This window comes from Pseudoalteromonas sp. ESRF-bin5, from assembly GCF_002632075.1.
GTDB lineage: Bacteria > Pseudomonadota > Gammaproteobacteria > Enterobacterales > Alteromonadaceae > Pseudoalteromonas > Pseudoalteromonas marina.
In genome coordinates this window covers 1-13,505 of the sequence record NZ_NTLW01000119.1, presented here as the reverse complement: position 1 = coordinate 13,505, position 13,505 = coordinate 1, and the positions used below count along the sequence as shown (strand labels likewise).

Genomic DNA, 13,505 nt, shown 5'->3' with positions numbered 1-13,505 from the left:
TTAATTGCTCAAAAATGAATAAAAATAACAAAGAGTATTTCACCATTTTCGTACTGCTAATCTCGAGAAAGGTTATACTTTTTCATTTTTTCGACCAGTGTTGTACGTCTTACACCTAATATTTCTGCGGCGCGCGCAACAACGTAATCAAAACGCTCTAAAGCTTGTGTAATTAAGCTTATTTCAAGCTCTGCTAAATACTCTTTAAGCTCAATGCCATCTTCGGGTAATACGCCTGAGCCAGCTTGGTTAAATTCAGGCTCTGGCTCATTGTCATAATCACTAAACCCTGTGCTGAATATATCGTTAAAGGCATCTTTTTCCATAAGTTCTTCAGGGTATTCAGGCTCATAAGCATCTACCTCAATGTAACGATATTTATTGGGTAGATCAGGGATGTCCACTACTTTTTCAGGGAACATTATAACCATTCGCTCAACCAAATTCGCAAGCTCACGGATATTACCCGGCCATGCATGCTCTTTTAAACTTTCGATTGCTCGCTCAGTAAATTTAGCTGTCGTGCCCGTTTGCTCGTTTACGCGACGCATTAACTCCTTAAGTAGTAACGGAATGTCATCAGCACGCTCACTTAACGACGGGTTCTCTATAGGGAATACATTTAACCGGTAATATAAATCTTCACGAAAGCTGCCAGCTTCAATCATGGTTTCGAGGTTGCGGTGTGTTGCAGCAATAACACGTACATCAGCTTGAATCGCCTTAGTACCACCTACACGCTCATAGCTTCGTTCTTGTAATACGCGTAAAAGTTTAACCTGCATTTGTAGCGGCATATCACCAATTTCATCTAAAAACAGCGTACCGCCTTGCGCCAACTCAAAACGGCCTTTACGCGCAGAAATAGCCCCTGTAAACGCCCCTTTTTCGTGGCCAAAAAGTTCACTTTCTAGTAGTTCTGCAGGTATAGCTCCACAGTTTACAGGCACAAATGGCCCCGTACTTCGTTTAGATAGCAAGTGAACGTTACGTGCAACCACTTCTTTACCAGTACCTGACTCACCTAAAATTAAAACGTTTGCATCTGTTTTTGCTACTTGTTCAATTAAAAAACGAACCTCTTTTACAGCTTGTGTTTCACCTACAAGGCCATCAAAAGATTTATGTGGCTGAGTATTTTTGTGCTCCCCCGGCAACATACGATGATACTGCTGGCAATCATGAAGCAACTGTGTGGTCACTTCATGATTAAATGGCTCACAAATAAGTCCAACTACATTAGCAATGCTAAGTAATGGTCTTAACGTTTCACCTATTAATAAAAATGGAAGTGTTGGGTAGCGCTTAATTAAGTTTTCGTGATCGAGAGACTGTAAAGCCCCTAAAATGACCATGCATTCATGCTGCTGATATTTTGCACACTCTTGTTCAAAGTTGTCTTCATCTAAACGATGAGTCGCCTCACCGATAAAACCAAGTGATGCATTTAACCCAATAGAGCGATTGTTATTATTATCTAAAATCAGGATCATAGTTAGCGAGCCGTGCTTCACTCTTTAATTTAATTAACTAAATTGTAAGCCAGTTAAGCACGGATGCAAGTGATAGCGGCAGTTTTTTGACATAAACGCCAAAAAACAGACGCACTCGTTAATTCAGTCATACTTAAGAATTAACTATTAAGTATTAATATATAACCCCCCATATAAAAGCTAACTAAAAATTTAAATCATTAATTACCCAATACACAAAATATATAAGCTATTATTTACTTAAGTTAAAAGTAACAATGCCGATAACTATACAAATGTAAAACGCTTGGCACTAATATTGCTTTTTATTTTGATATAAGTTTTACATAATTTTAGTCGTTAAATTTTAGGATTTTCCCATGGCACATGTCTCACTGAAAAAATACAGTCAAGTTCGTGCAAGTAACATTGCAGAAATGGCCCCGTATGAACAAATAAACCTTATTTTTAGTAATATTATTGGCCGCTTAGCTGCTACTAAGGGTTTTATTGAGCGCAAAGAAATAGAAAAAAAAGGCGAAAATCTCTCTGCCTGCATTTTATTATTAGGTGCACTGCAAGATGCGCTTAACTTAGAAGTTGAACAAGACCCTAGCATTTCAAGTAATTTATTAGCACTTTATGACTACTGCCAAAGACGCCTTGTGCAAGCAAATGTAGATAATGACATTGAGATTATTTCTGAGGTAGCTAACATTATTAAAGAAATAAAAGAAGGCTGGGATAGTATTCCTGTCGATCAGCGTACTCCTGCGGTATAAACTAATGGCTTTAGAGCAAATAGGCAAAGCTGAGTACATTAACCAATTACTCAGCCAAATTGAAGTATTAGTGCAAAGCAATAAAGCTAATGAAGCTAAACCAATTATGGATACTTTAAATAGTGAGCTTAAGCGCTGGTGCGAAAGCGAAACCCCGCCTAACGCCAAACAGCTTATGGCAGTTCAAACCAACATAAACAACATTAGCAAACAAGCAAATGCTGTAAAAAATGAATCATCTAAAGCCATAATTAAGCAAAAAAAAACAGGTAAAGCTATCTCTGCCTACAAGTCAGTTTAACTAAGTATCGCACAGCGCTATTTAAACTTAATTGGGCATAAAAAAAACCGTTTATAAAACGGTTTTCTTTATATAGGGACTTACAAATTTTTACTAGTTATGAATTGTTACTCACCACACCAGGCATATTTTCAAGCTGCGCTTGCACATAACTACTTGTAGAGTTAAGGCTCGCGACTAGTAAATCCATCGCGTTGTACTGGGCGTATAACCTGTCAGATAACGATTCCATTTTACTCGCAAGGCTGAGGCGCTGATCATCTAAATCGTCTAGTTGGTTAGTTTTACTGTCTATACGGTTTTGGATAATGCCGTCAGAGTCTGTATAAAAGCTCATAAGCTCATCAAAAGATTGCGCAAAACCGCCCTCGTCTTCGTCATCACCTACAAAAAACTGCTGTACTAAATCAACGTTAGATTCTATTTGCTCGTTTAGTGTTTCAGTATTGAGTGTTAAAACACCATAGCGATCTGTTTCAACACCTAATTGCGAAAGTGATAATGAATTACCATCACCTAAATCTACTGATTCAGTTATTTCACTACGTAGTTTTGACATAACACCACGAAGGAGTGAATCACCCGCCATTACACCTGCGCCAGCTTCACTAGATGCGCCTAAATTGTTGCTCAGTTCTAGCAGCTCATTATAGCTTTCGATAAAGCTATTTAAACCTGCTTGTATATTATTATTATTTTCAGTGACTGAAATATCACTTATATCGTCATCAGCATCATGCAATTTTTTAGCGGTAATATCCACGCCATCAATTACATTACTAAACTCATTCGTATTACTTGATACCGTTAATGTGCCATCAATTGTTATTTGTGCATTTTGTGCAGCGTTCACTTCAGTTAAGTTTGTAGTATGGTTTAGTGGGTCTGCGTCAGACACATCGTAAGCTAACCGTGAAAGCCCACCTGTATCGGTATTATTACCATCGTCATCTTGTACCGTAATAGTAATTGCGTTGTCTTCACCGGTTTCTTTACTAGTAAGTACTAAATGCTGGCCTGAGTCACTGGTTACTATAGTCGCCACCACCGAGTCGTTACTGTCATTGCCTGTAAAAGGGCCGTTATTAATTTGGTCGCGTAAATCTTCTAAAGTATTAGTTGCCGATAAAACAGTAGAAAAACTGTTTTCACCAGAGCCTATTGTAATTATACCGGCGCCAATAGCTTCATCGGCTGCAAATGCAGGAGATGATAATTTATGCGCTTGTGCTAATGCATCTACCTTTACATTGTAGCTACCTGGTTGAGCGTCTTGATCAGCACTTATCGATATAAAATCATCATTACCAGATGCTGTACGCTTTTGATAATTATCGCTGTCGCCTAAAGCTTCCATTGATGTTTGTACTTTCTCAAGGGCAGACTTTAATGCTCCAACAGCTGATATATCAGTAGTTAAATTACTTTCGGTAGTATTTAAACGAGCTTCAGCAGGGGCCTGCTCAGCATTAACTAATGCATCCACAATGTCTGATACCGCTAAGCCAGAGCCCAAACCATTAAACGAAATAGACATACTTCACCTCTTTAAATACCTAAAAATAAGCTAACTTAGTATTAGTAATTACAACTACCGACTAAACCGTTTGATCAATTAAAATACCAGCAGATTCAGACAGTTTAGAAACTAGGCTTAATACTTCCTCAGAAGGGTATTGCTTAATAACTTCGCCACTGTTTTTATCGAGCACTTTGATTACATCACGGCCTGAATCTTCATCAACTTTAAATTGCAAACTGCGATTCATTTCACCCATAAAATCCTGCAATTGTTGCGCCATTTGTTCTAGCTGTTCGCGCTCTAACGGCTGAATATTTTCATCTTGATTATTATTGTTGTATTGATTTTGCTGTAATTTTTGTTGATTTTGAGCATCCGTCTGCTTTACATCATCAACCGCTCGCTCAGTCAAAGAACGAGCAGCTTGCCCCGCTTGCTTATCATCACCAGCAACGGGGGTCGGTAATGTTGTAATTTCTGCGTTTGAAGTAATTGTATTCATAACAGATTCCTATTTTTCACTTAATTAAACCAACAATAGCTTAGTTTATATTCTTAAACCACAAAAGGAGGTAGCTAAAGCCACCTCCTTTTTTAAAATACTAATACTGACTTTATGTATTAGTTAGCTAACCATTAAGCTATTACTTTTAACTTATTAACCTAATAAGCTAAGTGCTGTTTGTGGTAACTGATTCGCTTGCGATAAGATTGATGTACCTGCTTGTTGCAAGATTTGGTTTTTCGTCATTTCAGCTGTTTCGGTTGCAAAGTCTGTATCTTGAATACGGCTACGTGAAGCAGATACATTTTCAGAGATATTAGATAGATTGCTAATTGTGTGACCAAAGCGGTTTTGAATCGCACCAATATCTGCACGTTGTGAATCAATAGCTGAGATAGCACCGTCAATTGCTGCTAGAGCATTTTGAGCACCGTCTACTGTTGTGATATCAACATCAGAAATTTTACTTAAAGTAGATGCACCACCTCCAGCATTTAAGTCTAAAATTTCATCTACAGTTGTTCCTGAAATATTAAATGCCTCACCTGAAGATAGTTTAAGCTCAGAAGCAACTGCTGCGTCTGCTGCTGCATCAGTTGTAGCATTTGTGCCTAAAGTAACTGTCCCTGCTGTGGAACTTCCTACAACTTCGATACCATTTACGCCTGTTGCTTTTATAGAAATCGTTCCATTGTCATTAGAAGCCTCAATACCAACTTTATTCAGTTGTTCTGCAAGTTTATCTGCATCACCATTAAAAGCAGCTAAATCAAAACTATCATCACCAATGTTTAATGTTCCAACCGAAGCAGTAGTAAGATTTGATAACGTTGTTTCAACAACAGCCTCTGCCTTTACTCCCCAACCGGCAGTATTTATACTGCTCGCAATGTCATTTGCACCAGTATCGGCAACAACAGATACAGATTTATCAAAACCAATAGCTTTCAAAGTATCAGCTGTAACATCACCTAGTATAGTATCAAGATCAGTTGCAGCAGCAGTACCCAAAACATCAGCGGCCCCTTCTACAACTTCATTACCAATAGCGTCAGAAGCTACGTTTCCGAGTGTCATTGAAATAGTTTCATTTGCATTAGAGCCTACTTGAAACTTGGTAGTACCAAAGCTTCCATCTAATAATTGCTTACCACCAAATGAAGTTGTATCCGCTATGCGTGTTAATTCAGTTTGCAATGCAGATACTTCTTTTTGTAGCGCATTTCGATCATCATCAGAATTAGAACCATTTGCTGATTGCAATGCCAACTCACGCATACGTTGCAATATGTTAGTTGACTCATTCATCGCGCCCTCAGCTGTTTGCGCCATTGAGATACCGTCGTTAGCGTTACGCTGTGCTACTGCTAAACCATTTACTTGTGAGGTTAAACGGTTTGAAATTTGTAGGCCTGCCGCATCATCTTTTGCGCTATTGATACGCATACCTGAAGCTAATCGCTCCATTGATGTAGCAAGGTCAGAACCTGATTGCGATAGGTTACGTTGAGCGTTTAATGAAGATACATTCGTGTTTACTGAAATCATAATAAAACTCCTGATTACTTTCGTAATATTGCTGTTTTGATTTAACCAAGAGCTGTCACAATTGCATGCTCAAGCTCTGTACTGATTAAGTTAACGGCAGATGATTTATTATCTTTAGAAGTATTTAACAAATAAATTAATTTACTTATCAAAAAATTCATAACAAACTGTTTTAAAACAAAAAAACAATTTAAATTATTTCAAATGTAGATCAAACGTTATACTTAAAGTGGATTTTCATCACCTAAAAACAAAAAACGCACTTGATAAAGTGCGTTTGTGTACCTGTTATTAGTTGACCTAATAATTAGCCGCCTAATAAACTAATTGCTGCTTGTGGTATTTGATTTGCCTGAGAAAGTATTGATGTACCCGCTTGTTGTAATATTTGGTTTTTTGTCATCTGTGCTGTTTCTGTAGCAAAATCGGTATCTTGGATACGGCTTCGCGACGCAGATACATTTTCAGATATGTTTGCTAGATTACTTATCGTATGCCCAAAGCGATTCTGTATTGCACCCAAGTCAGCTCTTTGACTATCAATGAAGTTGATCGCCCCATCAATAGCTGCTATTGCGTCTTGCGCAGTATCTTGAGTTAAAACATCCAAGTCACTAACTTTATTTAAAGTTGATGCGCCCGATGTTGCAGTCACAGATGAGCCAAAAACCTCGTCCATAGCTGTGCCTGTAAGTCCAAAATCATCCCCAGAACTTAGCTCTAATGTAGAGGTAACGCTTTGTGCACCAGCAGGAGTTCCTGAGCCAAGTGAAGCAGTCCCTCCTGTAAATGCCGATAACTCTACGCCATCTATATCTTTAGCGGTTAAAGTAAGTTGAGAAGAGCTATCAATCGTAGTCTCAATACCAACTTTATTCATCTGCTCTGCTAGCTTTTCAATATCGCCATTAAATGCAGCTAAGTCAAATGTGTTATCACCTAACGTTAATATACCACCTGAAGATGAGTCAAAAGCAGATAATGTTGTGGTTACAGATGCTGTAGCCTCAATACCCCAACCTGCATTATTAACTTGCTCTGCTGCAGTAGCAGCACCAGTTCCATCTGCAATCGTTATTGAGTTATCAAATCCAACCACTCCGACTTCTACACCTGCATTAGTCAATCTGGCTAAGCTTGTAGCTAAATCTGTATTTTCAGCATCTCCAAACACTGTACCACTACCAGTCACTACATTATTCCCAATATCAGCAGCAGCAACGCTCCCCATTGTCATAGATATAGTTTCATTAGCATTCGCGCCAACCTGAAACTTTTTCGTACCATACGAACCATCTAATAACTGTTGTCCACCAAATGACGTTGTATCGGCTATGCGAGTTAGTTCAGTTTGCAATGCACTTACTTCTTTCTGTAAGGCTGCTCTATCCGAATCAGAATTTGAGCCATTCGCAGATTGCAATGCCAGCTCGCGCATACGCTGAAGGATATTAGTTGATTCATTCATTGCACCTTCAGCGGTTTGCGCCATTGAAATACCATCATTAGCATTTCGTTGAGCAACAGCTAGGCCATTTATTTGGGACGTTAATCTATTTGAAATTTGTAGGCCTGCGGCATCATCTTTTGCGCTATTAATGCGCATACCAGAAGCTAGGCGCTCCATTGAGGTTGCTAGGCCTTCACCAGATTTTGTTAAGTTGCGTTGTGCGTTTAGTGACGACACATTAGTATTTACTGTTAATGCCATTTTACCATCTCCTAGGTTTAAACAGAGTGTGGTTCAACACGTTTTAACAGGAACCACTATTCGATAATTTCTAATTATTAGAAAAGCATTTACTGTGCCAACTTTAAGATACATATAACACCATGTTTTAAATGAATTTTTAAAGGGTTAGTTATAAGTTAATAATAAGTTATCTATTTAGCGGGAGTGACGACAATTTATTGCCGCTATTTTTAGGGAGGTTTTTGCCGCTTTGTATTAACTAAAGCGGCAAGGTATTTCTGCTTATAATCAGTTTATAAGTAATCAAATAAAGAAAGGTTTGTTAAACGGCCAAACGTGGCTTGCGATGCTTGCAGTGCAGTTTCTTGTTTAGTGAGTTCACTAATAGCTTCTGCCATGTCTACTTCAACTAAGTCAGATAGATTACTTTTATTTTGTATATCTTGTGCAAGGTTAGAGTCACTTACTCTTTCAAGTGCATTCATACGCCCGCCTAAACTTGCTTGTGTAAATACAACTTGCTCGCTGGCGTTTTGTAATTGCACTAAGCCATCAGCAAGTACTTGCTGAAAGTCATCACCTTCAAGTGTGCCATCGTTAAGGCCGGTAATAAGTGCTTGTAGTGTATTGAGTACGTTTTCTTTACCTGGCTTTTCAAGGCTAAAATCGAGTTGGCCTGGTGCTGTGCCTTCAAATTCAATTTTCATACCTGCAAAGTCGATAGGCTCATCAGTAACTTCACCCGTTACTGTTGGTGTTAGTGGAGCACCATCTCTGTATATTTCGTAAGTTTGGGGATCGTCAGCCGTAGCACCCGGGCTTACAAGTACACTATATGTATTTGCAGTCGCTGAGGCTGTTGGGTCTGCGTTGTAATTTGCTTGATGGAAGTTGTCAAACTCAGTTTGGCCATCAACATAAACACTTGCCGCTGTAATAGAACCCGAGACTGTGGCTGCATTTGACGCAACATTCAAGCGTGCATCAGTTTTCTCGAATGTATCAAAACCGTTATCGCTAGATTTAATACTTACGCCTTCAGCAATGGTAATTACATGCTGGCCTTGATCTCCGTTATAAGTATATTCACCCGTAGTAGAGTCAAATTGGTAAGGTTGGGTACTGTCTTGGTAGCCTGAAAAAATAAACTTACCGTCTTCTGAGCGAGTATTCATTAAATTGACGAGTGTTTTTTGTATTTCACTCAATTCGGCGGCAATAGACTCTAAATCATCTTGTGTATAAGCACCATTACCTGCTTGAATAGTCAGCTCTTGTGCTTGTTGAATATTAGTATTTATACTTTGTAAGATGGTCTCTTCAGTTTCTAGGCGACCATTTAATTGGTCAATATTTTTAGAATGCTGCTCGTTTGTTTGTATTTTATTTGAATACAGCATCCCTTGCGAAACAGCAGCTGGCGCTTCTGAAGTCGTTAAATACTTCTCTCCTGTCGTTACTTGTTCTTGTGCATTGGCAACACTTTGTTGATTGTCGAGTATTTTATTTATATTGTTTTGGTACATTAAGTTATTTGATAAACGCATAATTACCTCGCCGCACTTAATAAGGTGTCAAAAATTTCTTGAGCTGCAGCCAATACTTGCGCTGATGCTGAATATGATTGCTGAAAACGCAGTAAATTAGCGGCCTCTTCATCTAGGTTTACACCCGAGAGCGACTCATACCACGCCTCTGATTGCTGAGCTAGTGCATCAAATGCACTTGCACTGGTAATTGCTTGGCCGGTTACTACACCTATATCGCTCACTAAGCCTGAATAGGCTTGATTAAATGTGTCGTGATTGTCGGCTGTAGCTGTAGTTACTACATTTTTACGAACTAATTCGCCATTTTGTAAATCAGCTAGCTTTAAACCATTACGGTTATCATCAAAGCCGCCTTCGTTAAATTCAAGAGTAAACGTGTCTCCAGTGGCTGGCGTGCCTTCAATGTCAAAGTCAAAGCCGTAGCTATCAAAAGGTGCGCCTGCTTGGGCGAGCATACCTTCAGCCGGAGGCGTAATAGTAAATGTTGAAGTACCACTTGCATCTGTAATTTGGTATTCGTTTGCAGTGCCTGTTTTAACTAAGGTTATTTCACCGTTTGTTAATCCCGGCCCCGAAGTAAAACCACCGGAGGTAACACTTGTTACCTCTCCTGCTGAAATAGTTGCTGTACTTGTATTGTCGATACTATTTGCTGTACGAATTGGTGAAGCAAGCGCTAGGTCTTCACCGCGACTGGTAGCAAGTGTAATACTGGTAGCGGCTTCTGAGTTTAATTTTATTTGAAACTGATCACCTTCAACACCACTCCCTGAAACGTTAATTTGTAAACCAAATGACTCTCCACTTGTAATGTCATCAGAGTTAATAACACCTGATGCTGGTATAGTAGCTAAAGAGGCGCTACCTACTGGTTCACCTTTATTGTCAATAGGTTGAATACTTACTTCATCAGCATTGGCGGTGTAGGTAATAATAAAGTCACTAGCCGGTAATTCACTGCCTTTGCCGGGTTCTATTGTGGCTGTCATATTAGTAACACCACCGCTATTATCTTTATACGCATAAGCACCGACAGTAGGTATATTAAATATATCACCGCCTAACTCGCCGTTAGCATCCATACCGAGTTTATTTTGTTCGTTAAACGCATCGGCAATTGCCAACCCCATTTGGCCTATTTGGTTTTGTGCTGGCACTAAGATGTCATCTCTAAATGCGAGTAAGCCGCCAATTTTGCCTTTTAATTTACTTGAATCTATTTCTAGCGGCACAGCTTTGCCGCCATTTACGTCAAGTGTGAGTTCTTTAAAATTAGGATCAGGGTCGCCCGACAGTGAAAACAAGTTAAATGTACCGTTTTCCATAACTAAAGATTCACCGCTGCCCATAAAGACGAGTTTTTCGCCATTAGGGCCATCAAGTGTTTCTATATCAACAAGCTCTGATAATTCACGAATCGCTAAGTCGCGCTGGTTATAAATAGAGCTTGCGTCTGATGCGTTATTTGTTCCGTTTACTACCGCTATTTCTTGGTTTAGCGTATTAATATTTTGAATTAATGAATTAGCCTCATCAGAAAAAATCTCGAGTTGTTCGTTCACTATGCTTTGCTGCTCAAGCACTATGCCTGAAAGTCTATCCATTTGATCAACTAGGCTTTGCGCATCAGTCATTACCAATGAGCGAGCAACAGATGAAGAAGGCTGGTTTAATGCCTCTTGCACGTTGTTGAAAAGCGAATTGATACCGGTTGATAAATTATTAGATTCTTCAGAAAAAATGGTATCTACACGGTTTGCCTCAGTAACAAATTGATCAAAAAACGTTTTATTAGAGGTATCTCTGTTGAGTTGCTCTTGGGCAAACTGGTTTAACAAGCGATAGGTTTCTCCTTTTCCTACCTGGTTATCGACCATAGTTGTATGCTCTGTGCGCTCTCGCACATAGCCTTCGGTATTTACATTCGCTATATTTTTACTTGTCGTTTGCAGTAGTTCCGAATTTGCTCTAACCCCAGAACTGGCAATGTTTAATAAGTTAAACGACATTTACTTTACTCCTTGGCGAATAACACTGGCTGCAACATCTTTTAATTGAGCACTGTTAAGCACTTTTTTTATTTTACTAGCGTAATTGGGATCCGTTGCGTAGCCGGCTTTTTGTAATGAATCTAAAAACTCGCTTGGCTTAGCTGTATTTTGTAATGCTTCTTGGTAGCGTGGGTTTTGGGTTAAAAAATCAACAAAGTCGTTTACGCTCTCTTTTATTGAGTCATAAGCTCTAAAGCTTGCTTGTTTTTTAACAGGCGTTCCTTGTTCAAACTCTAAGGTTACTTTACTTGCTTTTTCGCCATCCCAGCTTTTATCTGATTTGATATTGAATAAGTTATTTGAACTGTTACCGTCGCTTTTATTAATAATGTGCTTACCCCAACCGGTTTCAAGTGCTGCTTGTGCAACCATAACTGCAGGGTTTAAGCCAATTTTTTGTGCTGCTGTTTTAGCGTGTTCCCATACTGTAGTTACAAACTCTTCAGTACTTTTGAATGGCGCTGAAGGAGCTTCAGGCACTTTAGAATCGGTTTTATCGTTTTGAACATTAACAGCAGCTTTTTCTTCATTTTGGGTATGAGGAAGCGATGAGCCCGCACGCATATCACTTAAAAAGTCATTGGTGGTTCTCAAAACAGAACCCGGCATAAAAGTTTTGCCGTCTGGCGATAACTGCTGAACAATTAAATCAGCAAGGCCTAAAGACCCATTTGATGAAAGCTCAGTAGATAACTGTTGATCATGCATGTCTTCAAAAAACTTAACGCTACTTGAGTTAAGTGGGCTTTCTTTATCTTCAAACGCTTCGTTAGCTTTACGCATACTTTTAAGTAGCATTTGGGTAAAAATAGCTTCAAATTGCGCAGCTGCTTTTTTAAGAGCGGCTTTAGATGCATCGGTTGATGCATCACCACCGCTTAAGGCTTCTTTACGAAGTGAATCTAAATTGCCTAAATCAAAAAAGTTTTGTTTGTCTAGATGATTAGTTTCCATCAGCTTTTTGACACAATAATGAATAATACAAATTAAAATGCAAAAATTAAGCCAGATTGAAAATGTGAATGAGGGAGTGAAAGGGAAGCTTTAGCAAAGGCTTTGCTAAAGCTTAATAAATATTAAATAACAACAAGTTGACCGTTTATTGCTCCGGCTTCTTTAAGGGCCTCTAAAATAGCCATTAAATCGCCAGGCGCTGCGCCTACCTCGTTTATAGCACGAACTAAATCGTCTAAACTAACACCCGGGTTAAACACAAATGCACGCGAATCGTCTTCATTTACATCTATAATTGATTGCTGCGTTACAACGGTTTCGCCCTCAGCTAATGCATTAGGTTGAGCCACATTTTGTTGCTCTGAAATGGTTACAGTTAACCCGCCATGTGTTATTGCTGCAGGCTGTAACTTAACATTTTTACCAATCACAATGGTGCCTGTACGCGAGTTAACAATAATTTTTGCAGACATATCTGCAGGTTTAAATTCAAGGTTTTCAAGCGTTGATAAATAAGACACGCGTTGAGAAGCATCTCGAGGGGCAATCACACGAACAGACACAGAATCAATTGCTTTTGCACTGTTAGGGCCGACTAAATCGTTAATTGTTTTTTCAAGGCGCTTTGCCGTTGTAAAATCAGGGCGGTTTAAGTTAAACGTAATAAAATCGCCTTGCATAAACGGACTTTTAACTTCACGCTCTACTGTTGCGCCATTTGGAATACGGCCAACTGTTGGGGTATTAATAACAACCCGACTGCCGTCAGCGCCTTGGGCACCTAAGCCCCCCACTATTAAGCTACCTTGAGCTACGGCATATACATTGCCATCAGCCCCTTTTAAAAACGTTTGTAATAACGTACCACCGCGCAAGCTACCCGCACTACCAATAGATGAAACGGTTATATCAATTGTTTGTCCTGGCTTTCTAAATGCGGGTAATTCAGCATGTACAGCAACAGCAGCAACGTTTTTAATTTTAGGGCTTAAATTTGCAGGTAGCGAAATACCAAAATTGCTTAACATGCCTTTAAAACTTTGCTGAGTGAAGCGGCTCTGCTCACCCGTGCCGGGTAAACCCACTACTAAGCCATAACCTACCAACTGGTTCGATCTAACCCCTTC

11 protein-coding genes are annotated in these 13,505 nt (G+C 39.3%); 2 read left to right on the top strand and 9 right to left on the bottom strand.

Translation table 11 applies throughout. From position 1 onward, the window contains the following. Nucleotides 1-56: 56 nt before the first annotated feature. The gene (locus BCG07_RS06050) at nt 57-1,493 is read right to left on the bottom strand and encodes a sigma-54 dependent transcriptional regulator (protein WP_286889287.1); all 1,437 of its coding nucleotides are present in this window, start codon (nt 1,491-1,493) and stop codon (nt 57-59) included. A 359-nt stretch (nt 1,494-1,852) separates the two neighbouring features. On the opposite strand from BCG07_RS06050, the gene fliS reads away from it, so the two are divergent. Together fliS and BCG07_RS06040 are read left to right on the top strand one after the other, a co-directional pair. After that, entirely contained in the window at nt 1,853-2,254 is a 402-nt protein-coding gene (fliS, locus tag BCG07_RS06045; protein ID WP_286889285.1) for a flagellar export chaperone FliS, read from the top strand. A 4-nt stretch (nt 2,255-2,258) separates the two neighbouring features. Continuing rightward, nucleotides 2,259-2,555 (top strand): hypothetical protein, encoded by a 297-nt coding sequence (locus BCG07_RS06040; protein ID WP_286889283.1) that lies wholly within the window; start codon nt 2,259-2,261, stop codon nt 2,553-2,555. A 97-nt stretch (nt 2,556-2,652) separates the two neighbouring features. Here BCG07_RS06040 and fliD read toward each other — a convergent pair whose 3' ends face one another. The 8 genes from fliD to BCG07_RS06000 form a co-directional block, all read right to left on the bottom strand. Continuing rightward, nucleotides 2,653-4,092, bottom strand: coding sequence for a flagellar filament capping protein FliD (fliD, locus tag BCG07_RS06035; protein ID WP_286889281.1), 1,440 nt, complete (start codon nt 4,090-4,092; stop codon nt 2,653-2,655). 61 nt (nt 4,093-4,153) lie between these two features. Continuing rightward, nucleotides 4,154-4,579 carry a flagellar protein FlaG gene (locus BCG07_RS06030; RefSeq protein ID WP_286889280.1) on the bottom strand — a complete coding sequence of 142 codons (426 nt, stop codon included), beginning with the start codon at nt 4,577-4,579 and terminating at the stop codon, nt 4,154-4,156. A 156-nt stretch (nt 4,580-4,735) separates the two neighbouring features. Continuing rightward, nucleotides 4,736-6,133 (bottom strand): flagellin, encoded by a 1,398-nt coding sequence (locus tag BCG07_RS06025; RefSeq protein WP_286889307.1) that lies wholly within the window; start codon nt 6,131-6,133, stop codon nt 4,736-4,738. A gap of 304 nt (nt 6,134-6,437) precedes the next feature. Then, the gene (locus tag BCG07_RS06020) at nt 6,438-7,841 is read right to left on the bottom strand and encodes a flagellin (RefSeq protein WP_286889279.1); all 1,404 of its coding nucleotides are present in this window, start codon (nt 7,839-7,841) and stop codon (nt 6,438-6,440) included. 275 nt (nt 7,842-8,116) lie between these two features. Next, complete coding sequence (gene flgL, locus BCG07_RS06015) at nt 8,117-9,370, bottom strand: flagellar hook-associated protein FlgL (RefSeq protein WP_286889277.1); 1,254 nt, start codon at nt 9,368-9,370, stop codon at nt 8,117-8,119. Between the two features lie 2 nt (nt 9,371-9,372). Further along, complete coding sequence (gene flgK, locus BCG07_RS06010) at nt 9,373-11,382, bottom strand: flagellar hook-associated protein FlgK (protein WP_286889275.1); 2,010 nt, start codon at nt 11,380-11,382, stop codon at nt 9,373-9,375. Further along, complete coding sequence (gene flgJ, locus BCG07_RS06005) at nt 11,383-12,378, bottom strand: flagellar assembly peptidoglycan hydrolase FlgJ (RefSeq protein ID WP_286889273.1); 996 nt, start codon at nt 12,376-12,378, stop codon at nt 11,383-11,385. 122 nt (nt 12,379-12,500) lie between these two features. Next, on the bottom strand, nt 12,501-13,505 hold a 1,005-nt coding region (locus tag BCG07_RS06000; RefSeq protein ID WP_286889271.1), incomplete at its 5' end, for a flagellar basal body P-ring protein FlgI.